23 protein-coding genes and 1 other RNA gene are annotated in these 26,929 nt (G+C 33.6%); 11 read left to right on the plus strand and 13 right to left on the minus strand.

Annotation, left to right across the window (positions count from 1 at the left end; genetic code table 11):
* Positions 1-60 precede the first annotated feature (60 nt).
* The gene (locus tag A8143_RS00680; protein WP_070136996.1) at positions 61-528 is read left to right on the plus strand and encodes a DUF6495 family protein; all 468 of its coding nucleotides are present in this window, start codon (positions 61-63) and stop codon (positions 526-528) included.
* Complete coding sequence (locus A8143_RS00685; RefSeq protein WP_070136998.1) at positions 529-1,743, plus strand: BaiN/RdsA family NAD(P)/FAD-dependent oxidoreductase; 1,215 nt, start codon at positions 529-531, stop codon at positions 1,741-1,743.
* 123 nt (positions 1,744-1,866) lie between these two features.
* Here A8143_RS00685 and nth read toward each other — a convergent pair whose 3' ends face one another.
* Together nth and A8143_RS00695 are read right to left on the minus strand one after the other, a co-directional pair.
* Positions 1,867-2,523 (minus strand): endonuclease III, encoded by a 657-nt coding sequence (nth, locus tag A8143_RS00690; protein WP_070137393.1) that lies wholly within the window; start codon positions 2,521-2,523, stop codon positions 1,867-1,869.
* Positions 2,516-3,115, minus strand: coding sequence for a tetratricopeptide repeat protein (locus A8143_RS00695; protein WP_070137000.1), 600 nt, complete (start codon positions 3,113-3,115; stop codon positions 2,516-2,518). The genes nth and A8143_RS00695 overlap by 8 nt, the downstream gene beginning before the upstream one ends.
* A gap of 31 nt (positions 3,116-3,146) precedes the next feature.
* Between A8143_RS00695 and A8143_RS00700 the strand changes: the two genes are divergently transcribed.
* On the plus strand, positions 3,147-3,386 hold the full coding sequence (locus A8143_RS00700) for a hypothetical protein (RefSeq protein ID WP_070137002.1): 240 nt from the start codon (positions 3,147-3,149) through the stop codon (positions 3,384-3,386).
* On the opposite strand, the gene A8143_RS00705 is transcribed toward A8143_RS00700, so the two are convergent.
* Entirely contained in the window at positions 3,387-4,406 is a 1,020-nt protein-coding gene (locus A8143_RS00705; protein WP_217494767.1) for a hydrogen peroxide-inducible genes activator, read from the minus strand.
* Positions 4,407-4,429: 23 nt separating this feature from the next.
* Here A8143_RS00705 and A8143_RS00710 point away from each other — a divergent pair, with 23 nt between their 5' ends.
* Positions 4,430-4,900: a Dps family protein gene (locus A8143_RS00710; RefSeq protein WP_070137003.1), complete on the plus strand. Its 471-nt coding sequence runs from the start codon at positions 4,430-4,432 to the stop codon at positions 4,898-4,900.
* 58 nt (positions 4,901-4,958) lie between these two features.
* Positions 4,959-5,423: a DUF4268 domain-containing protein gene (locus tag A8143_RS00715; RefSeq protein ID WP_070137006.1), complete on the plus strand. Its 465-nt coding sequence runs from the start codon at positions 4,959-4,961 to the stop codon at positions 5,421-5,423.
* Positions 5,424-5,425: 2 nt separating this feature from the next.
* On the opposite strand, the gene A8143_RS00720 is transcribed toward A8143_RS00715, so the two are convergent.
* Both A8143_RS00720 and A8143_RS00725 read right to left on the minus strand, forming a co-directional pair.
* Positions 5,426-6,307, minus strand: coding sequence for a DUF4249 domain-containing protein (locus tag A8143_RS00720; RefSeq protein ID WP_070137008.1), 882 nt, complete (start codon positions 6,305-6,307; stop codon positions 5,426-5,428).
* Positions 6,308-6,310: 3 nt separating this feature from the next.
* The gene (locus A8143_RS00725) at positions 6,311-8,665 is read right to left on the minus strand and encodes a TonB-dependent receptor (protein ID WP_070137010.1); all 2,355 of its coding nucleotides are present in this window, start codon (positions 8,663-8,665) and stop codon (positions 6,311-6,313) included.
* 174 nt (positions 8,666-8,839) lie between these two features.
* On the opposite strand from A8143_RS00725, the gene A8143_RS00730 reads away from it, so the two are divergent.
* On the plus strand, positions 8,840-10,831 hold the full coding sequence (locus A8143_RS00730) for a transglutaminase domain-containing protein (protein ID WP_070137013.1): 1,992 nt from the start codon (positions 8,840-8,842) through the stop codon (positions 10,829-10,831).
* A gap of 84 nt (positions 10,832-10,915) precedes the next feature.
* Here A8143_RS00730 and A8143_RS00735 read toward each other — a convergent pair whose 3' ends face one another.
* From A8143_RS00735 to A8143_RS00750, 4 genes are all read right to left on the minus strand, one after another.
* Entirely contained in the window at positions 10,916-12,367 is a 1,452-nt protein-coding gene (locus A8143_RS00735) for a glyceraldehyde-3-phosphate dehydrogenase (protein ID WP_070137015.1), read from the minus strand.
* Positions 12,368-12,539: 172 nt separating this feature from the next.
* Positions 12,540-13,397, minus strand: a complete 858-nt coding sequence (locus tag A8143_RS00740) for a fibronectin type III domain-containing protein (RefSeq protein WP_070137017.1) — start codon at positions 13,395-13,397, stop codon at positions 12,540-12,542.
* A gap of 86 nt (positions 13,398-13,483) precedes the next feature.
* Positions 13,484-14,350, minus strand: a complete 867-nt coding sequence (locus A8143_RS00745) for a sigma-70 family RNA polymerase sigma factor (protein WP_070137019.1) — start codon at positions 14,348-14,350, stop codon at positions 13,484-13,486.
* Positions 14,351-14,577: 227 nt separating this feature from the next.
* Positions 14,578-15,795, minus strand: a complete 1,218-nt coding sequence (locus A8143_RS00750; protein WP_083261160.1) for an NAD(P)-dependent oxidoreductase — start codon at positions 15,793-15,795, stop codon at positions 14,578-14,580.
* Between the two features lie 113 nt (positions 15,796-15,908).
* Between A8143_RS00750 and ssrA the strand changes: the two genes are divergently transcribed.
* Positions 15,909-16,311, plus strand: a transfer-messenger RNA (tmRNA) gene (ssrA, locus tag A8143_RS00755).
* A gap of 261 nt (positions 16,312-16,572) precedes the next feature.
* On the opposite strand, the gene A8143_RS00760 is transcribed toward ssrA, so the two are convergent.
* From A8143_RS00760 to A8143_RS00770, 3 genes are read right to left on the minus strand one after another with little or no spacing between them, the layout of a single operon-like run.
* Complete coding sequence (locus A8143_RS00760; protein WP_070137021.1) at positions 16,573-18,036, minus strand: cellulose synthase family protein; 1,464 nt, start codon at positions 18,034-18,036, stop codon at positions 16,573-16,575.
* A complete protein-coding gene (locus tag A8143_RS00765) occupies positions 18,033-20,189 on the minus strand; it encodes an RND transporter family protein (RefSeq protein ID WP_070137023.1) in 2,157 nt (718 codons plus the stop codon). Before A8143_RS00765 ends, A8143_RS00760 begins: the two co-directional genes overlap by 4 nt.
* Positions 20,186-21,172, minus strand: coding sequence for an SGNH/GDSL hydrolase family protein (locus A8143_RS00770; RefSeq protein WP_070137025.1), 987 nt, complete (start codon positions 21,170-21,172; stop codon positions 20,186-20,188). The genes A8143_RS00765 and A8143_RS00770 overlap by 4 nt, the downstream gene beginning before the upstream one ends.
* Positions 21,173-21,265: 93 nt before the next feature.
* Here A8143_RS00770 and A8143_RS00775 point away from each other — a divergent pair, with 93 nt between their 5' ends.
* Genes A8143_RS00775 through A8143_RS00785 form a run of 4 tightly spaced genes read left to right on the plus strand, consistent with a single transcriptional unit; the run spans position 21,266 to position 26,176 of the window.
* Positions 21,266-23,017 carry a carbamoyltransferase family protein gene (locus A8143_RS00775; protein WP_070137027.1) on the plus strand — a complete coding sequence of 584 codons (1,752 nt, stop codon included), beginning with the start codon at positions 21,266-21,268 and terminating at the stop codon, positions 23,015-23,017.
* Positions 23,018-23,019: 2 nt separating this feature from the next.
* Positions 23,020-23,172 carry a DUF5989 family protein gene (locus A8143_RS17155; protein ID WP_245676447.1) on the plus strand — a complete coding sequence of 51 codons (153 nt, stop codon included), beginning with the start codon at positions 23,020-23,022 and terminating at the stop codon, positions 23,170-23,172.
* A 2-nt stretch (positions 23,173-23,174) separates the two neighbouring features.
* The gene (locus tag A8143_RS00780; protein ID WP_070137029.1) at positions 23,175-23,522 is read left to right on the plus strand and encodes a hypothetical protein; all 348 of its coding nucleotides are present in this window, start codon (positions 23,175-23,177) and stop codon (positions 23,520-23,522) included.
* Between the two features lie 56 nt (positions 23,523-23,578).
* Complete coding sequence (locus A8143_RS00785) at positions 23,579-26,176, plus strand: sensor histidine kinase (protein WP_083261161.1); 2,598 nt, start codon at positions 23,579-23,581, stop codon at positions 26,174-26,176.
* Here A8143_RS00785 and A8143_RS00790 read toward each other — a convergent pair.
* A complete protein-coding gene (locus tag A8143_RS00790) occupies positions 26,157-26,861 on the minus strand; it encodes a LytR/AlgR family response regulator transcription factor (protein ID WP_070137033.1) in 705 nt (234 codons plus the stop codon). The two genes, A8143_RS00785 and A8143_RS00790, sit on opposite strands and share 20 nt — an antisense overlap.
* Positions 26,862-26,929: the final 68 nt, after the last annotated feature.

A 26,929-nucleotide genomic window follows, 5' to 3' on the forward strand; every position in this document is an offset into this window, starting at 1 on the left:
ATTGGGTATAACCTGTTTTGGTTGTCGAAATAAGGTTTTTATCTTTGTAAAAAAAATAAAATGGCGAAGTATAGGTTACTGACAAAAGAAGAGTTGGAAACTTTTGAAAAAGAGTTTGTAGATTATTTGGTTGTCAACGGAATAGCTGCTGATGATTGGGTGAAAATGAAATCTGAGGAACCAGATAAAGCCGAAAAAATCGTTGATTTATTTAGTGATGTAATTTTTGAAGGTGTTTTACGGAAGGTAAAGTTTTTAGAGTTGCACACAGATCAGTACATTCAATGTATTCAATGTTTAGATGAAGATATGAATACGGTGATTTTAAGTAGTAAAAATAAAAGTTTTAGTTTAAAAGAATTTGACTTGAATAAAACGTCCGAGTTTGTGCGCGAAAACTTTGACCTTCACAGTGGAACAAAGCCTTATTCAAAGCGCAGGGAATTGGAGATTTTTGAGCTAACAGAAAGGGGTTATCAAATAACAACGGGTGATTTATTTAAATCGTTAATTTTAGCTACGGTTTAGATGGATGTTGCTGTAATTGGTGGAGGGGCCGCAGGATTCTTTTCTGCTATTCATGTGAAATATAATCATCCGGATGCTTCCGTAGTCATTATTGAGAAGTCTAATAAATTTTTGTCAAAAGTAAAGGTTTCGGGTGGGGGGAGATGCAATGTAACAAATGTTGAGCATCGCATTTCTGAATTGGTTAAAGCTTATCCAAGAGGAGGAAAGCAATTAAAAAAATTGTTTCCAACTTTTTCAACCCCAGATACAATGAAGTGGTTTGAAGAGCGAGGTGTTTCTCTTGTCGTTCAGGATGATAATTGTGTTTTTCCTGAATCGCAAAATTCTCAAAGTGTTATTAACTGTTTTTTGTCTGAAGTAAATCGATTAGGTATTACAATTCAGACAGGTATAAAGGTTAAAGGTATAGAGCCAATTGAAGATGGTAAGATTCGTTTAACTATGGACGAAGAGGTAGCTGTTTTTGATAAAATTATTGTTGCCACAGGAGGTTCGCCGAAGCGTACTGGTTTAAGTTGGTTGGAGCAAGTTGGTCATGAAATTGTTGAGCCTGTGCCCTCTTTATTTACATTTAACATGCCTGAGGAAAAGGTGAAAGATTTAATGGGAGTGGTAGTGGAAAAAACGATAACAAAAATTCCCGGTACGAAGCTAAAATCGGATGGGCCATTATTGATTACCCATTGGGGAATGAGTGGTCCATCAATTCTGAAATTGTCCGCTTTTGGCGCAAGAATTTTAAGTGAAAATAAGTATAAATTCAAGGTTCAAGTAAATTGGGTTAATGAATTGAATGATAGTGTAGTGTTTGATGAAGTGCAACGATTGGTTAAGGAATATTCTTTAAAACATTTATCTTCCATTCGCCCTTACTACTTACCTGAAAGATTATGGCGGTTTTTATTGGACAGGGTAGGTCTAAATCCTGATAAAAAGTGGAATGAACTCGGAAAAAAAGGAATAAATAAAATAGTGACTATTTTGACCAATGATTTATACGATGTTAATGGCAAAACTACATTTAAAGAGGAGTTTGTGACTTGTGGAGGAGTAAGCTGGGAAAGTATCAATACCAAGACCATGGAAAGCAAAGTGGTTCCTAATTTGTTTTTTGCTGGAGAGGTTTTAGATGTCGATGGCATAACAGGGGGGTATAATTTTCAAGCAGCATGGACAACGGCTTTTGTAGCAGCAAAATTCAATGTTGCCTAATTTTCGCGTTAAGGATTGCAGCGATTGTTTGAGCTCTCCATTCGTCCGTCTGAGACGAATGGAAGCGAGTGCGGAAAGCCTGCCGATAAACGAGTATACGATGTTTAGAGGAACGCCCAGAAACTAAGCTTCGTAATCAGCATAGGTTTTTAGAACTTTTTTACTTGCACAATTTTTAGTGATAAAATCTTTGGAGAGTTTTGGGTTGCGAGCAGGTGAGTACTCCCTGCCGTAATAAATAATTTGGACATGTAATTTGTTCCATAATTCTTTTGGAAACAATCGTTTGGCATCTTTTTCGGTTTGAACAACTGATTTTCCATTTGTGATTCCCCAGCGTGTTAAGAGGCGGTGAATATGAGTGTCTACTGGAAATGCAGGGATGTTAAAAGCTTGCGCCATTACAACCGAGGCTGTTTTATGGCCAACCGCTGGTAATTCTTCCAATGCACCCATGTCCTTAGGAACTTCGCCATTGTATTTATCAATTAAAATATGGGATAAACCATAGATTCCTTTTGACTTCATTGGAGACAGTCCACAAGGTCGTATAATCTCTTTAATTTCTTCAACAGAAAGTTTTACCATGTCAAAAGGGTTGTCGGCCCTTTCAAAGAGGAGAGGTGTGATTTGATTGACCCTTTTATCCGTACATTGAGCTGATAATAAAACAGCAACTAAAAGTGTGTATGGGTCCTTATGATCTAGAGGAACTTCGACAACCGGGTAGAGTTTTTCAAGTTCATCAATAATATAGTTTACTTTTTCTGCCTTATTCATTCTCCTTAATTTTAAAACCATTTTTTATGAAGTTTAAAAACTCCTTAAAAACATTTTTTTGGGTGAAGACAGCTTTTGCAATTTCTGTTTTACTTTGAATTATTTTTTGGTCAGTTTGCGTATTCTTTTGATTTTCGATCGGCGCATTTTTTCGCTCCTCTGCACGTTCCTCAGCTGTTTTAAGCCCCATTTTCTGGTCTGATTTATCAAAATTTGCCTTCGCCTGTTTTGCCCATCCCATTTGCTCTTGGGCGAGTGCTAGGTTGTTGTACGCAATACCGTCAGTGGGATCTAATTCTACGGCTTTTTCATAATCTTTAATTGCGCCTTCATGATCTTTCATTCTGGTTTTTAAATAGCCGCGACTTTGGTAACGAAAACTATATTTAGGGTCGTATTTTACGGCGTTGTTCATGTCCTTCAAGCTCAAGTCGTATTTTTCAATGTTTAAATAAGCAATACCACGTTGAGACAATGCGTTTGCGTCTTTCGGGTCGATTTTGAGGACTTGAGTAAAGATTTTAATGGCCTCGAAATGGTCATTTTCCTTAACTTTGTTCATGCCCATGGCAAATAGTTCGTCTTTTGTCATGGTGCAAATTTAATTAAAAAAGAAATTTTGAATGGTAAATTTAGATTATCCTATTTATAGGAAGTATGTAGGGGTTAATGTTTGGTTTAAAATCATAAATAATCGAGAGTTTATCGAATTAAAGAAAGTCGGGCAAAGGTTGGTTGTTGAACATGTAAAAGCATTGCAATATCCAGAAATGTTACGGATTCAAGATATGATAGAATGTACTGAAGGTCGTTGGGAGCTAGCAGATAGTAGGGAAGTGGAGGTACTTTTGTCGGAACGTTAATTATGCCCACTCCACAATTTCTCCACGGTTAGCGAGTAACATTTCAGGTTGAATGGATTTCTTAATTTCGGCTTCTAAGGCTTCAATCATTCTTTTTTTTACAAAAATTCGGTTTGAAATTAAACTTACTTCACGCACAGGGTTAATTTGTGCAAAGGGCTTTACGAGTTTGGTTTTTTTTGGTGTTAAGTTTCCTAGAGCTAATTCAGGTAATAAGGTAATTCCCCCTTCAATATCTACTAGCTTAATTAAAGTTTCAATAGAGGCACTCTCATAATGAAAAGAGGTTTGATCGGTTGATTCCTGCAGTTCGCAAAGGTTTATTACCTGGTTACGAAAACAGTTCCCATTGCTCATCAGCCATATTTTATTGTCCTTCATTTGTTGTATTGCAATGGAATCGTGATTGGCAAAGTCATGATTTCGGTTGCAATAGAGGAGGATTTTTTCATAATACAAAGGGGTAGTAACAAAACCGTTAGCTGGGAGAGGAGTCGATAAAATGCCTACGTCAATTTGATCTTCATTGATAGCCTTCAAGATATCATCAGTAAGTAATTCTTTTACATGGATGTCAATACCGTCGTATTTTTTTGCGAATTTACCAATAAATGTTGGGAGTAGATATGGAGCAATTGAAGGGATTATACCAATTCTTAACTCACCGCTTAAAGTATCTTTATTAATTTGAATAAGTTCTTCTATTCGTTTGGTTTCGGCCATTACTCTTTTTGCTTGTTCAATAATGATACTTCCAATGTCTGTGGGGGTAACAGGTTTTTTTCCACGGTCAAATAAGGTGACATCCAGGTCATTTTCAAGTTTTTTGATTTGCATGCTTAGCGTTGGTTGTGTAACAAAACAATGCTCTGCTGCAACAGAAAAGGACTTGTGTTTTTCTAAAGCTATAAGGTATTCCAGTTGAATCAAACTAATCATATAGTAAATATAGTTAAAATTTATGTTCAGATAGAAAATATCAATTTGATTTATAGATGTAAAATCTTTAACTTTGAACATATACGAAATTAAAGCACAGAATTATGAAAAAAAACAGCATCGGATTAGATATAGAAAAATCATTGAAAACAGTTGAGCAACTCAATATTCTTCTTTCAAATTACCAACAGTTCTATATGAACTTAAGAGGGTTTCATTGGAATGTTAAAGGATCCAATTTTTTCGAATTGCACCTAAAATTTGAGGAGCTTTACAATAATGTAAATATTAAAGTTGATGACATTGCGGAAAGAATATTGGCTTTAGACGGAGTTCCATTACATAGTTTTACAGACTATCAGGCAAAATCAGAGATTAAAGAAATAAAAGGATTGACGGATGGCAGTGAAATGGTGGGTCAAATTCTAAATGATTTTAAATTATTGCTTGAATCCCAACGTGAAATTTTAAACTTGGCTGGGGAAAATGGAGATGAAGGTACTGTAGCGTTGATGAGCGAATACATTACGGAACAGGAGAAAACAGTGTGGATGCTAAAATCGTATTTACATTAAATTAAATTCTTATACCATGCGGCGCAAAAAAGTATAGTTTTGCAAAAAAAATATACGCATGTACTCTAAAGAAGAGGAAAAAGAAATTAAGTTACAGTTTTGGGGAAGTTTAAATTCAAAATTTGAAGCAACCAAAGGTGTGCATGGAAATAAAGTGGCTTGGATGAGTTTTAATACTAAAATCAAGTCACTTTTTTTTAGAATGGAGGCCGATCGAGAAGGGGCACGTCTTTGTATAGATATTCAATTTTTGGATGAAAGTATGCGGGAATTGTTTTATGAACAATTTACTGAGTTTGAAAATATTCTTCAAGAAAGGTTTAGCAATAACTTGGTTTGGTTACCAAAGTTTGAACATACCAATGGTCGAACAATCGCTCGAATTTATTCTGAACGAAGAGGAATAAATATGTATAATCGTGATGATTGGGATGAAATACATAAGTTCCTACTTTCAGAATTTGTAAAGCTTGAAGCTTTTTGGGCGGAATTTGGCGAGGTATTTTGGAATTTAAAAAACTAAATTTACTCAATAATTATGGTATGAATGGATTTGGTTTGACCACCGAAGATTCCAAAACCATCACTGATATTTGAAAAAACCTGAACTGGTTCGGCAAAGACGTTTCCGCTAACGCTGCGGTGTTTATCCAATGTTACGAGGTATTTATAAACTTCTTCGCTGTATTTTATAACGGTAATTTTATAAAAACCTTCACTGTAGGAAGGGTGCATATAGTCAGTTTTACCCCTAAAGGTTATTTTTTTGCCATTGTGAATTTTATCGTCAAAAAAGAAAATATTTGAATATTTTTCGTTTGAGTCGAACTCTTTATCACCGTTCACTACATAGGGTTCGATGGTATAAAAACCAAAATTTTCGTAGAGTGCTGTATCCCCCTCAAATTCATAATAACTTCCATTTGAAATCATTACCGCATAATAGTCTTCTGTTGTACCGTCGTCATCAAATGAAAGGTCAATTTGCATTTTATAATCATAATCAGAGTATGCTGTGTCAATTATGACTTCTGTTAAAGGTGTAGGAACTGAGCTCTTAGCTTTTACAGATGGAAATCCAGGAGCACTCACATCTAAACTATACATTTCATTCACCACAGGTAAAGGAGTGTTTAAAATATAATTGCCATATGACAGATAAATGAAATCGCCTAAAACCTCACCATTGCTTTTTTTTAATGTAATATCGGCGTTTTCGATATAAGGTAAATCATCATTTGATAAAACTGATCGGCTTTCAGAAATTTGAAGTTTCCAAGTGGAATCTTCAGTAAAAATTCCATTGACTACAATTCTTGGGTCCTGTTCTTCCGCAGTAAACGGAATTTCTTTTTCACACGAAAAGAATACTAACGTCGCGATTAAAGGGATTAAGTTCTTGAACATTTTTTAAAATTTAAATCCGTAACTAACAGATGGAATTATTGGGAATAGGCTAATTTGTTTCAATACTTTTTTAGGATTATTTTTTACATATCCATATTCAATATAAAATGGATTTTGACGGCTGTATGCATTATATAATCCAAAACTCCAAGTTGCTTCACCCCATTTTTTGGGTTTGTGGATGTTAACACCCATATCCAATCTGTGGTAATTAGGAGTTCGATAGTTATTTCTCGACTCAATGTGTACAACCTCTTGCCCTCCTGTTCCATAAGTTTCATTTGGATTTATCGCATTGTATTTTTGTGTTCCAAGTGTAACAGCATTTCCTGTACCATATACCCACACTAAACCTACGTCCACTTTATCGTTAAATTTATGAGTGACCACTATACTGATATCATGTCTTCGGTCGTAACGATATGGGAAAACCTCACCATTATTAATGTTTTCGAATTGACGGTTGGTCCACGACAATGTGTAACCGATCCATCCCGTTGTTTTACCTGTTTTTTTCTCTAAAAGTACTTCAGCCCCATAACTGGTCCCTTTACCTGATTCAACTAAATTTTCCCAATTTTGGTTCGATCCAAAAAAACTGGCTCCATCTTGATACTCGATTAAGTTTTCCATTAATTTATAATAACCTTCGGTACTAATTCTAAACCCTTTAGAAAGTTCGCGCGTATAACCTGCAGCGACTTGATGTCCATATTGAGGAAGTATTTTATCGGTTGCCGGCAACCATAAATCAGTCGGTAAACCAACGGATGTGTTAGTGAGTAGGTGTAAAAACTGCGCCGTACGCGCGTATGATAGTTTTAACGATGATTTTTCGTTTAACATATAGTTAAAAGAACCACGAGGTTGTAATGCTTGATAATATTCCTGACGTACAACGAAATTTGAAAAATGAAGCCCAATATTCGCACTTAAGCGTTTGGTAATTTTCATTTCATCTTGAACATAACCATAAAATTCATGCGCATAAGTAACTTGGGATCCGTAGGATGTATCTATTTCAGCTCCGCTTTGCCCAAGTTGAAGTTGGTTAACACCGGGTTTAAAGGTATGGTAGGTTTCTCCAACTCCAAATTGAATATTATGTTTAGGGTTTAGGTAATAAAAGAAATTCATATTACCACCCCAATCGTGAATGCCAGATGTATAATCAAATTCAAAATGTTCTTTTGGATTATCTATGTTTGCGGGTGTATAGTTCTTGTTTCCAAAGCCTGTATTAAATTGGTATTGACTATAATTGATTGTCGTATTCATAAAAAGCTTAGGACCAAATTGATGATTCCAACGTAGTGCCATTATTTTATTTCCCCATTTCATCCCGGCATTTGTTTCGTCAATGTAGCTTCCCGCGTCAAACTTATCTTTCAAGTAAAACTTGTCATCTCCACCATAAACACTCAGATATATTCTGTTTTTAGCATTGATGATGTGGTTGACTTTTGCATTCAAATCATAAAAGAAATAGCCAAGTGTTAATTTTTCATTCCCACCACTTTGTTTGTTCGCAATGTTTATTAATGGTCGTGCTAAGATATCAACATATGTCCTTCGGGCTGAAATCATAAACGATGTTTTGTCCTTAATGATTGGTCCATTCAACATCAGTTTCGAAGAAATTACGCCAATGCTCCCTTCGCCGTGAAGTTTATTCATATTACCTTCATTCATTCGGATGTCAATTACCGAGGAAATTCGACCACCATATTCGGCAGGAAATCCACCTTTAACAAGTTTTACTTGATTAATGGCATCGGCGTTAAAAACTGAAAAGAAACCAAATAAATGATTGGCATTGTAAATTGGAACACCATCCAATAAAATTAAGTTTTGGTCCGGACCACCACCACGCACATAAATCCCGCTTGAGCCTTCACTCCCAGATTGAATTCCTGGTAATAACTGAGCGGTTTTGATAATGTCTTTTTCTCCCAAAAGCACAGGTAGAGATTTAACTTTATCCATTGATATTTTAATCGTACTCATTTCTGTGCTTTCCTGTTCCTTTTTTTCTCCAGTAACAACAACTGCATCAAGTTCCTTGTCGTCTTTTAAATAAATGTCGAGACTTATATCTTGGTCTAAAGTCACCATTTTTTTCTGCGGTTCCTTTCCTACAAAACTGAACATAATTGTATGATTCCCTGCCGGTAGTGTGACACTGTAGAATCCATAAATATTCGACATTGCACCGATTTTTAAAGAATCATTGTATACTCTCGAAGCAATTAAAGCTTCTTTAGTCTCGGCGTCTTTGATATAACCGCTTAACGTAAAATTTTGTGCTTGGGTCAATAGACTAAAACTAATACAGCAAAGGATAAGGACCTTTTTCATTTATATGGTAATTGAATTTGTTTTGCGGTTGCGAACGTAAATATAGACCATTTATTGAATATCAAATGTTAAGAAAAACACATTTTTATACTAATCTAGCTTAAAATTATAATGTTGATATATTAGATTTTTAATAATTCTATTTTTGAAATCAACTTTATTAACCAGTTCTAAATGCGCAATCTGATTACACTATTTTTTATTTATTTTTTTTCGTTTTCTTTTGGTCAAGTCAAGGAAGACAAGATTCCGAATAATGTTAAAAAGTCAATTCCTAGGTTGACACAGCATTTAATTCGAGGAAAAATTTCGCAAGAGGAAAAGGCATTAGCCATTTATACTTGGATTACCAATAATATAGCATTCGATTACAATAGATTATCAAGTAGTAATTATTTGATAGGTGTGAGTCCAAAAGACGTTCTGAGAACAAAAAAGGCCTTGAGTGATGGCTACGCCGAACTACTTATGGCCATGCTAAAAGAGGCTAGGATTGAGGCTGAAACAGTTACCGGATATGTTCATGATGCTGCATGGAGTCCAGGCGAACTCACATTAGAATCCACACATGTCTGGGTAGCAATGTTGATAGATGGAGAATGGAAGCTATGTGATCCTGCATGGGATGCTGGTTATATTGGTCGATTGCCATATCATAGCAAGCCTTATCAACCCAAAAAATACTTGATTAATATTGAATGGTACAAAAAAGATTTAAAACGAAAAAAAATAGAAGAAAAACGGAAAAAAACAGAGGATACTAGACTTGAAAATTACAATAGTAAACCTAAGTACAAGGATAAAATTGGTTTTGTTCAAGACCCCGAACTTGCTTATTTTATGGTGGATGTTGATTCATTTGCGTTAGATCATTTACCCTTGAACCCCATTTGGCAGTTACGCAAAGATTATGTAAGTATAAATGATTTTGCGTTAAGTCGAGATAGCTTAAAATTAAGGTTGTCACAATTAGAACCGGTTAATAACTTAGACTTTATAAAGGAAATTGAGAATTATCGTTCTAAAGATTATTTACATCAATATTTAGAAAATGGGGAGAAGGGCTTTGAGTATAATCCGTTAAATCCAGGAATAAAAATGTTGAATTATTATAATTTTTTATACTTAGTTCACAGTAAAAATTTACAAAAATATGCGCGTGGCAGCGTTTATGAAATTGAAGAGCAAAACTATCCCTTTTTAACTTCCATTAATGATACAATCATAAAGTACACGAAATTATATCGTTCTTTTGAAAAGGACATTTATAAAAGCAGGAAGCAACTGGATAAAAGTAAATATAAAGCGGCTCAGTTGTCCGATAAAGCCAATACGAAATTGATTACTAAAATTGCTTCTGAAAATGAAAAATTATTGAAGTATATCGATGGGAATGATGATCGTATTAAATCGAATGAGGAACGATTGGAGGAAATGATCGAAGATATTAATGCAGATTTTCCATATGTTGGTAACTATAGAGATCCAAAAGATTTAAAAGAACAATACATAAAACCATGGCAAGATACGATGCAAATGTATTTTGATAGTTTGGAATTTATAAAAGTGAATTTGCACGAAAAAAGAAATAAAACATCGTATAATACACTTTTGTCTGATGTTCATTATTTAAACTACCTTTTGTCCAAAAATGGTGAATTTATTCAATTTAAATCCTATTCAAATAATGAAACCATTCAATTAGTAGATAGTATAATTTCGGCAAGAGCTACACGAGCAGTTGGTTTGTACAAAGATTCTTTAAGGTCCGAATTAATTCAAAAAGATGTTATGAGTTTAATTAAAGGGGCTAAAACTTACGCGCGATTGGCTAAATCAAATTTTAAATCACTTGAAAAACAAGGTTTAATCGGGGATATTCGACCATACGAAGGTTGTGTGCAAGCCAAATTGTATGATATTGTTAATCTAGCAAATCAAATCAATATGAATAGTGAATCGTTTAACAAAATGTTAGTACCAGAATTAAAAGGAAATAAAGAATTAAAGCAATTAACAGGTTTAATTGAAGAACAAGTAGAATTGAACGAAGAGAAAAATGAATTTATACAGGAACAGGTGGAAAAGTCACATGAAAGATCAATAGATTTGGTAGAAGACATTCAGGACAATTCTAAAAAATGGAAGCAAAAATATAAGGAATAGTTAAGAGGAGTAGGAGGTATTAGTTAAATAAAAAGCCCAGCATTTTTTTAATACTGGGCTTTAATTTTTTATCAAGTCAGATGATTAATAATAAATCAATCTTCTTACTTTCGCTATATATTTCGCTAATCGAATAACTTGTTTAGTGTATCCATATTCGTTGTCATACCACGTGTATAGAACGATGTTCTTTTTATCCGGTGACACTAAAGTGGCAGGAGCATCAAAAACAGAACAGCAAGTATTACCGATGATGTCATTTGAAACTAATTCTTGATCAATTGAGTAGAATATTTGGTTAACTAAGTTACCATTTAACGCAGCATCTTTAACCACTCCATTTACCTCTTCTAATGAAACTTCTTTATTTATGGTCAAATTTAAGATTGCCAAAGAACCATTTGGTGTTGGTACACGAACTGCATTTGCCGTTAATTTATCTTGTAAGTCAGGAATTACCTTAGTAACTGCTTTACCTGCACCGGTAGAAGTAATGACCATGTTTATGGCAGCTGAACGACCTCTTCGTGGTTTTTTATGAAAATTATCCAAAAGATTTTGATCATTCGTATAAGCGTGTACCGTCTCAATATGACCTTTCTCTACACCGAATTTATCATTGATAACCTTTAGGATAGGGGAGATAGCATTTGTTGTACAAGATGCAGCAGAAAAAATTGATTCTCCTTCAATATCCAAATCAAAATGATTAATTCCATAAACAATATTTGGAATTTCTTTACCTGGTGCGGTCAACAAAACTTTATCAACTCCCTTGGCTTGTTTGTGTCTGTTTAGTGCTTCTCTATCTGTAAATACGCCTGTGTTATCAATTACTAAGGCGTTTTGAATTCCGTACTTCGTATAATCAATATCTTCAGGTGCACTGGCTTCAATCATTTTAATGATTTGTCCATTAACAACTAAAGCTTTATTTTCATAATCACAAGTTACAGTTCCTTTAAAATCGTTGTGTACAGAATCGTTTCTTAACAAAGCAGCACGTTTAGTGATTTGGTCATCTGAGGCATTACGAGTAACAATTGCTCTTAATCTTAGTTGCTGACCTTTTCCTGCTTGTTTGATTAATTCTCTCGCTGCTAATCTACCAATTCTTCCAAAACCATATAAAACAACGTCTCGTGGTTCAAATTTATGGTCAGTGTTTCCTAGTAAGTCCGCCAATTTGTTGGATAAGAAATCTTTTTTAGAGTTGAATTTATCTCCTTCTTGTACCCATTCGTGGGCCAATCGACCGATATCGATTTTTGCAGGAGCCAATTCTAAATCAAATAACGCTTCAGCTAATGCTGCTGTAGTTGATATGAAAATTTTTTTTCCAACCACTTTTTCTGCGTATTCGTGTAAATTGATAATTTCAGAATTAGTTGTATCCGTAAGATGATTTCTGAATAATACCAGCTCAATTCCTTTTTCGTACAATAATTCACCTACATAATTTGCAAGCTTTACAGCTGCCTTTTCATTGTCGATGTAATTCTGAAGTTCTTTCTCGTAACCTACTGATGATTCCATTTATATATTATTAAAGGATTAAATTTCTGCAAATTTAGTTTGATAAATGCTATTTCAAAAAAATACGCGGACTTATTCTTCACATTTTACTAAATATCTCACGATTAAAAACATGTTAAACGACTATATGACAAGTTTAATACATTTTTAAGAGAAGTGTTTAATTCTTAGATTAAACTTTAATTATTTGAAAATCATCAATCCACCAATCTAAAACTCCACTTACACAAAAATGAACCCTAAGAATTGGATCCGTACCACCTAGGTAATCTGGTAGGGTGAAGGAGGTTGTTTGATTGTACCAAACATCACCTCCAGAGAAAGTTTCAATTGGTATTGTTATCGTAAAGTCACTATTTTTTATTTGTACTCCAATTCCGTCTGTAGTTATAGTCTCATTCGAACGGTAATCAAAACTTAATTGATAAGTTCCTCCAGGTGTTAAGTCACTTAAGTTAATGTATTGTTGAATCCACATTTCCCAACATCCAGATGCGTTATTGTGATGAAATTTCAAACTTTTACTTCCCTCAGATGCCATTGTTGGGTCTAGTTCTATATTGTTTAATGGTTCACTAATATTATTTTCAATTACTGTCCACTCAGTTGGTTCGCTTTCTCCTGATTCGAAATTTCCATTCCTAACAATTGAAATTGTTTCGGTTGTAACACTTTCAATATTACTTCCACTCGAAATACCTTTATTATTTTCAACATATACGCGATAATAATATGTCGATAATGGATCAAAATTAATGTCTGTAAATTCAACTTCGTCAGAAGAGGTAGCAACATGAATTAATTCACCATTTAATTCATCTATTCCTGAGGAATTATGCTTGTAAAGTTTATAAGATTCAAACTTATCATCATCACTAGCGGACCAATTTATTTGAATCCCTTCAGCATCTTGTGTAACCTCATTTAAAGTCACGTCAGTTGCTGGTCGATTACAAGAATAGAGGACGGTTAAACCTAAGAATGTAAAGATTACAGATGTTTTCCGTAAGAATTTATAATGATTAATCATGGTAATTGGGTTATTAGGTTAAAATGCAATATAAAAAAAATCCCGCTTTTATTAAAAACGGGATTTAAATCAAATTATTGTAAGGCTTATCCTAAATAAGCTTTCAAAAGTTTATTTCTTGATGTATGTCTCAATCGACGAATTGCTTTCTCTTTAATTTGGCGAACTCTTTCACGTGTTAAATTGAATTTTGATCCAATTTCTTCTAAAGTCAATCCGTGATTCATTCCTATTCCAAAGAAAAGTCGAATAATTTCACGCTCTTTATCTGTTAATGTTGACAATGAACGTTCGATTTCTCGTTGTAACGATTCCGCCATCAATAATTTATCAGCTTTTGGAGAATCTCCATTGGCCATCACATCCATTAATGTACCGCCATCTTCTGATGAAGAGAGTGGTGCATCCATTGAAACGTGTCGACCAGCGACTTTCATTGATTCTTTAATTTTATCTTCAGGCACTTCAAGTACTTCTGCCAATTCTTCGGCTGAAGGTGGACGCTCATATTCTTGCTCCAACTTAGAAAATGCTTTGTTAATCTTGTTTAATGAACCAACCTGGTTCAGCGGTAATCGGACGATACGTGCTTGTTCAGCCAAAGCTTGCAAAATGGATTGACGAATCCACCAAACGGCATAGGATATGAATTTAAATCCTCTTGTTTCATCAAATTTTTGCGCAGCTTTAATTAATCCTAAATTCCCCTCGTTAATCAAATCTGGAAGTGTTAATCCTTGGTTTTGATATTGCTTTGCTACCGAAACAACGAATCGTAAGTTAGCTTTTGTTAGTTTTTCAAGTGCCAATTGGTCTCCTTGCTTGATACGTTTTGCTAACTCTACTTCAGTTTCGGCAGTAATAAGCTCCTCCTTACCAATATCCTGAAGATATTTATCTAAAGATTGACTCTCACGATTGGTGATGGATTTTGTAATTTTTAACTGCCTCATCCTTTTTCAAAAATTTATTTATTAATAAAGTAGAATGCAAAGATACGCTAATATTGGACTCATGTCAAGCGTAAAATACATCATACCTCGAATTATTTCTCAACATATAACCGAAAAATCGAAGAATAGGTTACATAATTCTTGTGTTTTTTTGGCTAATGCTTTGTTATTAGAACGTTTATGTCCTATTAAGATTACGCAAAATATGTTAAAAAAACTGTAAAAAATTAATTTCCCTTAACATAATCCTCCAAGTAGGAATACTTTGGCATTAACTCGCCATTTAAATTCGTTTCACTAGCTCGTTCGATAATGCCATCTTTATCTTCGCCAAATAATGACGGGAAGATTTTGTCGATTAATGAATTCCCGAAATCTTCAGAAGCATCTCGAGGTAATTCGCATGGTAAATTGTCTACTGCCTGAACGCCAATGGCACCCTCTTGCATAAAATCAACTTCTTTCTCAGCTTGAGGGTCGTATCCGTATAATGGATTTGCAATCGTCGAAGGCCTAATCGTTGTAGCAACTGGACCATCAATATCACAAGATATATCAGATATTACAGTTGTGCGAATTTGAGGATCTTTGATATCTTCACGTGTAAAAATATAAGGTGAACTCGAATCCCAATAATGACAAGCAACATACATGTCCGCTTTAAGTAAAAAAGATTTAAACTTCGAACGATGTCCTGCTCCACTTTGAAAAAAGGCGTTTCGGTCGAACGGTTTACCATCAAGTCGCTCATAATAATCACCAAGTTTAATATGAGCTAATACGGGTTCATCGAATTCTTTTTCTAAAAAATCATTAGCGCTAACTTCTTTTAAACCTACTAATTTGAAAATCTCCCTTGCTCCGTTTCCAACTCTACCAAATCCTGTGGCTACAATTTTTGTGTTTTTTGGTAGGATAACCTTTTTTAATTCATTCTCCAATTCAATTCTATCGTGACACTGATTTGCAGGTTTTAAACTGTATAATTTGTGTTTTAATCCAAATGCAAGAAATCCGTTGTAGCACCCTACAATTCCAGCATAACGACCAAAACCAATAATTCTATTCCCAGCAGAATTCGTCATTACCTCATAATCTATGAGTTGGATGTTTTTCTTCAAAATCTCTTGGAGAAGGGTTCTATTGTACGGTTGTTTTTTAAAGGTGTGCGAGAAGAAAATGTACTTTTTATTCGGTATTAAATCTTCTTTATTTACTTCTTTCACCCCTATCATAATATCACAATCATTAATATCCTCGACAACGGGTATTCCCAAGTTCGAATAATCCTCATCTGGAAAAGCACGAACCGAACTTGTTTGTACGACTAATTCTACATTAGGAAATTGTTCTTGAACTTCTAAACATTGTTTTGGTGTTAATGGAACTCTTTTGTCTGGTGGAACTTTCCCTTCGCGAATAATTGCGAGTTTAATTTTTGTCATTATCAAGGATTTTTGTGGTAATTTCGAGCAAAAATACAAATTTAAATGCTTAATAAAGTGTTAAGATTAGATGTTTGAATCGAAAAATAATTAATTTTGCACACTAGTTCTTTGGGGCCGACTTGGATTTGACTGCAACTGCGGTAGATATACAAGCATGTCGAGAAATGCAATATACCTCGTTAAAAGTATTTGTAAGAAGAATAATTGACAACAATAATTCTTACGCATTGGCTGCGTAATCTAACGAAGTTTAGATTATGCTTAATTCACCCGAAGTATAGTAAGGGAACCTAGCTGTCTGCCGACCTTTTGATCGTTTAGGTAGGATAACAGGCATCATAATTACGATCTGGCTTTCTTAGTGCTGCGATGAGGAAGTGAGATAAAGTAGCTTAGGTTAGGTGTGGGGTGTTTGTTCCCAGCATTTAATTGAAATTCAATAACAAACTAAACATGTAGAAACTATATAGACTCATTGTTAGGACGAGGGTTCGATCCCCTCCGGCTCCACAACAAACAGAATAATAAGATATTTCATTTTTTTGTGAGAGTCCCCTCCGGGTGGGGCTCCACGTTAAAATGAGGTGTGATCTAATTTAATAGCCCTTGTTTGTAAGGTGTTCAACATCAGTTAGAATTAATTATTTTGATTTAAATTGTTGTTGATAGATTTATGTTTCGTTTAACGTTTTATTGCGCCGAATATAGATATCTAAACCGCTATACTCTAAATATATTATGCTCTTTGGTTATGCTTTAACTGATTTGCTCAGATTATTTTCTGAAAGTTTGCTTTGAAAAGAGCACTGCTAATGCAAATCCAAGAGTAATAATTGCACCGTATACTCCCATGACAATATTTTTTTCAAAAAAGGCAAAAGTTAGAATGAACAGGCCATAACACATTAAGACTGATTCAAACACTTTTAAACGGTCTTCTTTTTTGAAATCATAACCCTTTTTAATTTTATTTTTCAATTCATCCGAGTCGCCAAATTTCGGTGTTCTAACGAACGGTGATTTTTTATTAAAGTACCCTTGTATAACTCCTTTAATCATAAATAATGAGATGCCGCTTGTCATTGCAAAAAACACGAATAGAGAGGGGGTGAACCATAACATTCTTTTGAGTTTATTTTTTTGTCCAACTAAATTTCCTATAAAAAATATTGCAATTAATAATGATGAAGTAATGAATCCAATAATCGCTAACTCTCTATTGTAAGCTAAGGAAAGTAAGTTGTTTTGCTGTAAATAATAGATGACTGGGCTGAATAGAATCAGCGGGATTAAAAGCAGGTAGATCGAACTATTAAAAAGGTGAAATGTTCCAAGTATTTTTTGTTTTAAACTACTGGTTGATTTCCACAATAATGAAATGTTCTTATTCACACACTCAGCAGCTCCTTTTGACCATCTAAATTGTTGTGTTCTAAATGCTTCAAAGGTTACAGGTAATTCAGCTGGTGATCCAACTTCAAATTTGTACACAAATCTCCATTTTTTTATCTGAGCTCGATAGCTCAAATCTAGGTCTTCTGTTAAAGTGTCGGCTTGCCAACCGCCTGCGTCCTCAATACATTTTTTTCGCCAAACTCCTGCGGTCCCATTAAAGTTGATGAAAGCGTTGCTCGCAGATCTTCCTAACTGTTCAATGCTGAAATGGGTGTTTAACATAATTGCTTGTGCCCTTGTAAGGAGAGAATAGTCTTCGTTGATATGTTGCCATTTAGTTTGAACTACGCCAATTTTGTCGTTTGAGAAATGGGGGATAGTTTCTAACAAAAAATTCTGCTGAATGATAAAATCTGCATCGAAAATTGCAATAAATTCTCCTTTTGCGGTATTCAATCCGTATGAAAGTGCTCCAGCCTTAAACCCTGTTCTATCTGGTCGACGAATGTGCTCAAGTTCGCAATTGAACTTCCTCTTTTTTATAAAGTTTTGAATTATTTCTGTGGTTTCATCTGTAGAATCATCCAATAATTGTATCTGAAGTTTATTCGTAGGATAGTTAATGGAAATTGCAGATTCAAGCAACCGTTCGATTACATATTTCTCATTATATACCGGTAATTGAATTGTAACAGTAGGTTTTTCTTTGTGTTGAGTTTTTTGGGGGGTACTCACTTTTCTCGCGGTAAACACTTTAATGACTAGGAGAAACTCGTGAATTACAAAAAACAATAAGACAAGGTTTAGTAAAAACCAAATAATAAATAATGAGTTCCAAATCATTTTAGTGCAATCTTTTTAAATGATGGCAAAAATAAAATATCTAAGATTAACGCCGATGCAATTCCCGTTAGAAAAACCCAAAAAAATGGTCTTAGCCAATCAAAATTTGAGAACACAAAACAAAATAAACCTGCAGCTAATACGGCACTTGTAGTAAGAATGGGGAAAAATTCAATTTCTTTCCTAGACTTAGCTTTACTGAACATTATAAATATTGAATCATCAATGCAAATACCACTCAACAGTGCGAGGAAAAATAAACTTTGTGGATTGAATGGTAAATTCAGGAAATTCATAATAATTACAGCTAGTAGAAGTGGTATTAAATTGGTTAAAATAAATGCAAATCCACTCATGGCTGACTTTAAGACGAAGATAATAAGTATTCCTGTCAAAATCGCGGATAGAGACCAAGCTTTCATTAATTCATTGGTAAGTCTAACTGTGCTTAAATCAGATAAATAGTCTATGCTAAGCAATTTAAATCTAATGTCGTCTTTAGATATTCTTTTTAGTTGCTTTTCTAAATTCTTGAATTTTTCTAGGCGTTGTTCAAGGGTAGGTTCGTTAAACCCAAAAATTAAGCGATATGAATTATTGTTTTCTGAAACAACATCTTGACTTCCGAATTGCTTGTGATAGTTAACTAAATAAGATTTCCAAGAATTTGTATCAAAATTCGGAAGTTTAAATGCTTCGTTTTTTTGTCCAAGTCTATAACGATGAGCTCTTTTTGCAATGAGTACAGGGCTGGTTAAGTATTTGGGAACGAATATTTGATTTATCATTCTTTCAACTGTTTCAATTTCTTTAAGGTGATTTAACTTCCATATAGAATCATCTTCGTTTATGCTAATTTGTATATGTCCAGTATAATTACCAAAGAATGAATTGCTTAATATTTGTTGCGCTTTTAATTCTGATGTATTTGTTTCTAGGAAATTGTTATCGTTTATTTGGACTTTTCGTTGTGCTACAAAAAATAATAAGAAAGCCAAAGTTGTGGTAAAAACTAACGATTTTTTAGAATTCTTGATTTGTACCTTGTTAAGAATTCTCCAGTTTTGAATGCGTGATATACGTTGAGCTTTAATGTAAACTGTAGAAGGATTAAAGATCTTTATGGCGATAAACCTTGAACTTAGGAATGACAATAAGATTGAGGATAGTGTGATTGTAGTTAATTCAAAGATGGATTGATGTTCGGTGAATATTAAAAATATGATATACGCAAAGGCGTTTGAGATGGAGGTGAAAAGTATAGGTTTTGAAAGCTGATGTGTAATTCTTTTTCTTAAGATTTTGGATGATGAAATATTGTCTCGCAATTGTGATTGTTGGTAAAGTATGTGAAGTATATCTGAGAGTGTGAATACAATAATCAATCCTGGCAAAGGGATTAGGTGAATTGTAAGTTTAAAATTGAACAGCCAAATAAAAATTATGGTAGTAGAAAAATTAAAAAAAATGAATAATAAGGAGAATAGAATTCCTTTCCAACTACCAATAAAAAGATAAAAAATACAAATGACACTGATAAGACTTACTAAGACCAAAAAAGAAGTCTCGCTATAGAATATATTTTCAGCGACCCTTGAATTATTAGGGGTAAAAATGTAGGAAGAGATAGGTTTTCTTAATTCGGGCCATTTTTTTATTTTCGATTGTAGATCTAGTTTCGTTTTTGGTTTTTCAGTGATATAGATTAATGCATATTTTCCATTAGGAGAGATGAATTTATGATAAATGTCTTTTTTCTTTCTAATAGAATTGATTTGACTACTTAAGTATTCGTTTAGTTGATTTCTGTTAAGGTGTTCATATTCAGGTTTGAGGGGTTTATTATTTGTGATTTTTAGACTTGTAATGCTGATAACCGTCTCGACTTGACTCAGATTCGTTAGTCGATGAGTGATTTGCTGAATTACTTTAAAAGCTTCTGGAGCGTTAAACGATGATTCATGCTCTAATAATAAAAAGGTAACATTTTTTTCTTGAGAAAAGTTAGAATCGAGCAGCGCCAGTTCTGCTAATTCCTTTTCTGAAACTAATTTTATAGTTGAAAGATTGCCGTTAAAAGGTATTCTCGGTAGAATAAAAATTGCTAGAGCTATCGGCAGAAATAAAAATAATCCAATTTTTTTAGTAATCATTCAGCAAGAATTTTTTGAATGAAAGGAGACAGTATTGTGGCAATATACTCATGTCCAGCTTCGTTTGGATGACTGTCAACGGGATAGTGTGTTAGCGTAGTGCTTTCAAAATCGAAATCAATTCGAACAAAATTGGGAACAGAGTGACTCAAGACTCTGTCATTATTTAGTTCGTCTAATAAAACCAGACCAAATTTAATGTTGTTTTCATAACACAATTCATTCATTTCTTTGATTAATAGTTCAGTCAATTCAATTTCCCGATTGACATTAGTTGATGATTTTTCCCAGAGAGTTTGTAACCAGTTGACACTGGCTAAGTACTCTCTAAAAAGCCAATTTTTATGCAGGTTTGCCCAATTCTCATATTCAATTGAATGCACATTCTCATTAATGTATGGGAACCTTGCGTTTTTCATGTTTTGATTGATTTCTGGATTAGCTTTGCCAAATCCAAGTTTTAAGTTTTTTCTGAAATATGGAGAAAGCACGTTTCTTGATGGGTGGACAGCAGAAAAATTTAACAGAATAGCCTCATAATTTTCCGAGTTTGGGATGATTTCATTTTTTAACTGTAAATAGGACTGAACTGTTCCATAACCAATCACTCCAAAATTTTCATAAATGTGAGTAGTGTCAAGATTTTGAAGCTTCTGAACAAAATTTTTATTGTTGTCAACACCGTAGCCATAGGTAAATGAACAACCTAGGAATGCAATCTTTTTTTTACGATTTAAAGACGGATGGATTGTTTCTCTTCTACCATTTTTGCAGTGAGTCGTTTTAAATTCTATGGAATCATTAAGCGATATTTTATAATTTCCCGGGTTGAGTTTAATTCCATAGCTGCTATCTCCAACAAAGGCATTTGAAGGATTTATTTTAATTTTATAATGATCATAGTTATAAGGACGGTAGCCCAGAATTAGCAATGCTAATTCGAAGCATACGAAAGTTATAATTGGGTAATAAATTAACTTCAATGAGTATTTTCTGAATACGGTTTTCAAACTTAAAAGATTTACAAACCAAATTTATACAATAGTTCTTATCTTCACATCTGTTTGAACTTAGAAATGGTGTTTAAAACGATTATCGGTATTTCAGCATATTATCATGACTCCGCAATAGCGCTTATTATCAATGGTGAAATTAAGTTTGCAGCTCAAGAGGAGCGTTATACGAGAGAAAAGAATACAGCTGCTTTTCCTTTCAATGCTATACGTAGTTGCTTGGAAGAATTTGATTTAACATTAGCGGAGGTCGATGCTGTCGTGTTCTATGAAAAACCATTCTTGAAATTAGAAAGGATAATTCAAAATTTTTATGAAATTGCACCGAATGGATTTATGCAATTTATGCCATTTTTTAAGGATTGGACAGCCAAAAAGCTCTTTTTAAAAAACGAAATTCGTAAAAAACTGAGGGAAATTGATGGGAATAACGGTCATTTAGTACCAGTTTTTTTTTCGAGTCATCATTTATCTCATGCTGCCAGTGCATTTTTTCCATCTCCTTTTGGTAAAGCCGCTATCCTAACGTTAGATGCAGTTGGGGAATGGGCTACAGCTTCGATTGGTCAAGGAGATCAAAATAAAATTGTCCTTGAAAAAGCAATGAATTTTCCAAATTCTGTTGGAATTCTCTACAGTTCATTCACTTATTTTTTGGGTTTCTCAGTGAACAGTGGAGAATATAAAATGATGGGACTGGCTCCTTTGGGTGATTTAAACTCTGATCAAACCAAGAGGTTTATAGCCATTATTAAAAAAGAGATTGTAACTGTTTTTAGTGATGGAAGTATCAAGTTAAACCAGCACTATTTTAAATATCGGTCAGGACTAAAGATGATTCGAAAGAAACGGTGGGAACAATTGTTCGGTGCGAAAAAGAAACCCAATGAATCATTTAATCAACGTCACAAAAATATCGCGCTTGCAATTCAAACTGTTTTAGAGGAAATCATACTGAAAATGGCTATTACAGCAAAAAAACTTACCGGCAGTTCAAACCTTTGTTTAGCTGGAGGTGTTGCTTTAAATTCCGTTGCAACAGGTAAATTAGTTGAATCAAAAATATTTGAGCAAATCTGGATTCAACCCGCAGCAGGTGATGCAGGAGGCGCTTTAGGTGCTGCATTGGCCTTTTATTATTCTAAAAATGATCGGTTTGTTTCGGCTAAAGATAAAATGAATCATGGTTTCATAGGTCCTGCCCATAAAAAAAGTGAAATTCTTGGTGCATTGAGGTTAAAGAAACTGAAATATGAATATTTTGATGAAGCGTTTTTATTGAATCAAAAAGTTGCAAAATTTCTTGCTCAAGATAAAGTAGTAGGGTGGGTTAAAGGTCGTTTGGAGTTTGGACCAAGAGCTTTAGGAGGCAGAAGTATATTGGCTTCTCCAAAAAGTAAAGGAATGAAAGATAGGATTAATAGACGCATCAAATTTAGAGAAGATTTTCGTCCATTTGCTCCTGTAATGTTATCTGGTGAAGCTGAGAAATACTTTAATGTTTGCCACGATGCTTCTTACATGCAATATGTTCATCGTATTACTGAAAATCAGAGAGAAGTTGGTTTGGAGCAGTTTCCTAGTGTTTTGCATGGCGATTCTTCAGCACGTATTCAGACCGTAACTTCTAATGAACATCCATTATATGGTATTTTGAATGCATTTAAAGTTCAAACAGGTATTGGAATGTTAATTAATACGAGCTTTAATCGCAACAAAGAACCAATTGTGCAAGGTCTAGAATCAATAATAGAAGTTTTTTTAATGTCTGATATTGATATTCTTGTAATCGATAATTTTTTTATAAAAAAATAAAAATGTTTGAAACAATTAAAGAGTTATTTCAATTCGTAAAATCGAGAAAAAAATATTGGTTGTTCCCCATAATTTTGATTTTAGTTTTTGTGGGTGTTATCCTTGTGTTCGGTGTTTCCACTGGTCTTGCACCATATATTTATCCATTTTTTTAAATATGCTAAATAATAACGTTTTACGTGATTTTTGTCTGTTGCTCCTTTTTGGTTTGATTGTCATAATTTATACAGAGAAGTGGATATGGGGTTGGGGACTCTTAACGTTTATGATTCTTGGCTTAGTTTTACCTCAAATTCAGCAATATGCACAGCTCTTTATTAACATGGTGAGTAATGGCTTACAGTTTCTGATATTGCCATTAATTGCTTCGATTATATTCTTTTTAATCTTAACACCAATAGCATTGGTTTATAGATTATACAAGAAGAGAAGTCTAAATAAGTCATCTAGTTTCGTATCGGTTAATGTTACTTTTAATGATGATTTTTTTAAAAGGCAGTGGTGAACCTTTAAAGGAAATGATAACTTTATGAATAAAATTCTACAAAAATTTCAAGAGGCATGAATTTGAAGTACTTATCCTTGGCTGCAAGAAACGCTTTGGTGTATTTTGTGTTGTTTATTTTGGGCTTAAGCATATTAGGGTACTTCATGATTTCATATAGCTCGAAAGAAATTCTAATGTTAACCGAAAAGAATTTAAGCCACTCTTCGGAGATGGTGAAAGTAAAATTCGAAAGTGATTTAAAGAATTTTGAGACTGATATTAAGCAACTTGCTGAAAGTCCAGTTTTACATGAATTTTTAGGGAGTAACGAAAACGCAAAAAAGGAACTGTTAACGGCGGAGTATGAATCATTTTTAAAAACGAATTTAAATTATTTTCAAATAAGATTATTAGATAGTCGAACGGGGGAGGAAATAATTCGGACTGAAAGAACAAAGGAAGGCAGCATTCATAGAACACCAGCAGAGCAGCTTCAAATTAAAAAAGATCGTGACTATTTTCAAGAAATTGAGAGTCTTACTGCGGATGAAGTTTATCTCTCTAAAATTGATTTGAATAAAGAACATAATAAAATAAGTATGCCAACAACCCCTACGATTAGAGTGGCAAAGCAGATTGTATTAAGAAATGAAATTCCATATTTTTTAATTTTAAATGTTGATTTATCAGATCAATTCGAATATTTAATAAAAAGTATTCCAAATTCATATGAATTAAAAGTGTTTAATAACGATGGTCATTATCTTATTCATCCGGATACAACTAAAGAGTTTAGTTTTGAATATGGAAAGTCCCCCAGTTTTTTTGATGATTATCAACTCTCCATCGATTCTATCAATTATAACACGATTGTTCAATCTACGAACTCGGAGGTAAATACATTTGCAAAGTTCAATTACCGTAGACCTAATTACGGAGTTTATTTTTTACTCACAGTTGATAAAGAATTGATTTTTTCCTCATTCTATTCATGGAGAAAGAATGTGATTTTGACCATTTTAATTATTGCTTTTTTATTTGTGCTTATAGCCTTTTTATATATGCGAAAACAGGTGAGGGAATTAAAGAGTATTACCGAAAAAATGGTGCATTTTTCAAGTCATTTAATCCCACATCATTTACCGATACATCGTTTTGATGAGATCGGAAAGCTGGCCAGAGGTTTTGAACATATGTCGAAAGAAATTGCAGAGAGTCATGAAGAAATTAATGAGGCTAAATTAAAAGCGGAATTAGCTTTTCAAGAAAAAAATGAATTCCTAGAAAACATGAGTCATGAAATTAGGAACCCACTGCAAGCAATTGTAGGAACGGTAGAAATTCTTAGCCAAAATTCGTCGAATTCTGCAGAAAGTAAATATCATGAAGCGCTACGCTTTAATGCATTACAATTAAAGTCTTTAGTTACAGATGTGTTGGATTATAGCAAAATTAAAAATCAACAAATTAGATTAAACGAATCGTGGACTGATTTGAATAAATTCATTAACGATTTTTGTAAAGGTTTTAAATACCAATTGATTGAGAGACAGTTAAAATTAGAAATGAACCTTCCAAATGCTTTTGTAATTTCTCATTTTAAAGTCGATCGAACAAGGTTATATCAAGTTTTAAATAACCTAATGACAAATGCAATAAAATTCACTCAAGAAAAAGGTGAAATCGCCTTAAAGGTTACTCAAGTAGACGAAAGCGGTGAATTGTTTAGATTCGAAGTTCATGATTCCGGAAGTGGCGTTTCGCAAGCTGAAGTGAATCAAATTATTGAAAGAACTTATACATCAAATTATAATACTGGAGCTGGTCTGGGACTGAGTATTGTACAGGAGCTCCTTCATTTACAAAATAGTAAGCTAGAAATCATTTCTAAGAAAGATGTTGGAAGTGTTTTTTCATTTCAACTTCGTTTAAAAAGTAAGTCTAATAAATCAAAATTGAATATTGATTTCATTAAGAATTTAAAGGTTAGTATTCTTGTGATAGATGATGACTCTTTACAATTGGACTGGTACCAATACGTACTTGAAGGAGTTAACGTTGAATTTTCCAAAAATATGGAAAAATCGCATGAATCAAAATTCAACATCATCATCGCTGATCGTCATTTAAACGAATCGATTATTTCTGACCAAAAATATAGAAATCTACTTTCTGATAAGTTGGCGATGAACGGTATAATAATATGGGTTAGTGCGGATGAGGCTTTTTTATCGACTACCAAACATCAAGACTTTGTTTTAACTAAACCAGTTAATAAGGAAAGGTTTTTATCCCTTTTACAGCAGGCTGTGGTTTACCAGTCTTTTGGTCAAGTAGATTTGCGTAGCATCCAAGAAGATTATGATTTTGAAGAAAACTTGGTCCAAAATGCTATGAAGGTATTGATTTCTGAATGGAAAAGAGATGTGGTCGATTTGTCTGAAGCGATTCTTAATAATGAGAAAAATAAGGTTGCCAAAATAAACCATCGAATAAACACAGCGTTGAAAAGACTAGGTTTGGTGAAGTTTGAAAATTATTTAATGGAAATTGAGGGCAACATGCCAGATAGTGATGAGCTAGCGTTAGAGTCTTTCGAAGAAGTGGTTCGCTTAACTTTCGAAGTATATTTACAAGATATTGAATCTGCACTTAATCGTTCCAGCCTTTAATTCTATTGGATACTTTATCCTTGTGCTTTGCGCCAATCGGTATTTGTGTACCATCTATAATTAAATGTTCTGTTCGTAATTCTTCTAAAAAGTTTAAATTAACAATGTACGACTTCTGAACTCTAACAAAATTTTCAGGTAGCTGAATTTCTAAGTTTTTTAAGCTCATTAATGACATTACTTTTTTTTCGTTTAAATAAAAAACTACATAGTTTGATTCGGACTTAATATAGCGAATTTCATCAATTTTTATTATAACAGTGGCGTTGCCATCTTTAACCAATAACGTTTTCTTTTTATAGCTATTGTTTGACTGAGTTTTTGACAGTAACCGCTCAATCGAACGCGAAAACCTAGTATAGCGAATTGGTTTAGCCAAAAAGTCTATAATTTGATCATAGTCATACGATTTTGCCCCAAAACTAATTTCACTTGTAATCATAATAACAGGAAGGTTATGAGGCAATTTTTCTAACAGAAGGTCAGCTTTAAAATCAGGTAAATTGAAATCTAAAAAAATGACATCAAAATCATCTGAATGAACAGCATTCAAGGCTTGATTACCATTTATAACAGTTGTGTGAGATTTAATGTGTTGATTTTTAGAGCAAAAATGCTGGAGCAAATCACAAACTAAAGGATCATCATCCACAATTAAAGTTTTAAGGCGTTCATCGATATTCATATTTCATCAATTCAAAAGGTGGTTTCACATATCACAATGAAGGAAAGCTAATAAAAAAAATATATTAG

It is taken from the genome of Crocinitomix algicola (genome assembly GCF_001661595.2).
GTDB classification, from domain to species: Bacteria; Bacteroidota; Bacteroidia; order Flavobacteriales_D; family Crocinitomicaceae; genus Crocinitomix; species Crocinitomix algicola.

Excerpts from the sequence above, each read along its gene's own strand:
- nth (WP_070137393.1), bottom strand. The coding sequence starts at position 2,523 with ATGAATAAGGCAGAAAAAGTAAACTATATTATTGATGAACTTGAAAAA.
- A8143_RS00790 (WP_070137033.1), bottom strand. The coding sequence starts at position 26,861 with ATGAATATCGATGAACGCCTTAAAACTTTAATTGTGGATGATGATCCT.
- A8143_RS00710 (WP_070137003.1), top strand. The coding sequence starts at position 4,430 with ATGAAAAAAAACAGCATCGGATTAGATATAGAAAAATCATTGAAAACA.
- A8143_RS00700 (WP_070137002.1), top strand. The coding sequence starts at position 3,147 with ATGGTAAATTTAGATTATCCTATTTATAGGAAGTATGTAGGGGTTAAT.
- A8143_RS00740 (WP_070137017.1), bottom strand. The coding sequence starts at position 13,397 with ATGATTAATCATTATAAATTCTTACGGAAAACATCTGTAATCTTTACA.
- A8143_RS00765 (WP_070137023.1), bottom strand. The coding sequence starts at position 20,189 with ATGATTACTAAAAAAATTGGATTATTTTTATTTCTGCCGATAGCTCTA.
- A8143_RS00785 (WP_083261161.1), top strand. The coding sequence starts at position 23,579 with ATGAATTTGAAGTACTTATCCTTGGCTGCAAGAAACGCTTTGGTGTAT.
- A8143_RS00680 (WP_070136996.1), top strand. The coding sequence starts at position 61 with ATGGCGAAGTATAGGTTACTGACAAAAGAAGAGTTGGAAACTTTTGAA.
- A8143_RS00705 (WP_217494767.1), bottom strand. The coding sequence starts at position 4,406 with ATGTTCAAAGTTAAAGATTTTACATCTATAAATCAAATTGATATTTTC.
- A8143_RS00775 (WP_070137027.1), top strand. The coding sequence starts at position 21,266 with ATGGTGTTTAAAACGATTATCGGTATTTCAGCATATTATCATGACTCC.
- A8143_RS00750 (WP_083261160.1), bottom strand. The coding sequence starts at position 15,795 with ATGACAAAAATTAAACTCGCAATTATTCGCGAAGGGAAAGTTCCACCA.
- A8143_RS00695 (WP_070137000.1), bottom strand. The coding sequence starts at position 3,115 with ATGACAAAAGACGAACTATTTGCCATGGGCATGAACAAAGTTAAGGAA.
- A8143_RS00730 (WP_070137013.1), top strand. The coding sequence starts at position 8,840 with ATGCGCAATCTGATTACACTATTTTTTATTTATTTTTTTTCGTTTTCT.
- A8143_RS00745 (WP_070137019.1), bottom strand. The coding sequence starts at position 14,350 with ATGAGGCAGTTAAAAATTACAAAATCCATCACCAATCGTGAGAGTCAA.
- A8143_RS00735 (WP_070137015.1), bottom strand. The coding sequence starts at position 12,367 with ATGGAATCATCAGTAGGTTACGAGAAAGAACTTCAGAATTACATCGAC.
- A8143_RS00685 (WP_070136998.1), top strand. The coding sequence starts at position 529 with ATGGATGTTGCTGTAATTGGTGGAGGGGCCGCAGGATTCTTTTCTGCT.
- A8143_RS00780 (WP_070137029.1), top strand. The coding sequence starts at position 23,175 with ATGCTAAATAATAACGTTTTACGTGATTTTTGTCTGTTGCTCCTTTTT.
- A8143_RS00760 (WP_070137021.1), bottom strand. The coding sequence starts at position 18,036 with ATGATTTGGAACTCATTATTTATTATTTGGTTTTTACTAAACCTTGTC.
- A8143_RS00725 (WP_070137010.1), bottom strand. The coding sequence starts at position 8,665 with ATGAAAAAGGTCCTTATCCTTTGCTGTATTAGTTTTAGTCTATTGACC.
- A8143_RS17155 (WP_245676447.1), top strand. The coding sequence starts at position 23,020 with ATGTTTGAAACAATTAAAGAGTTATTTCAATTCGTAAAATCGAGAAAA.
- A8143_RS00715 (WP_070137006.1), top strand. The coding sequence starts at position 4,959 with ATGTACTCTAAAGAAGAGGAAAAAGAAATTAAGTTACAGTTTTGGGGA.
- A8143_RS00720 (WP_070137008.1), bottom strand. The coding sequence starts at position 6,307 with ATGTTCAAGAACTTAATCCCTTTAATCGCGACGTTAGTATTCTTTTCG.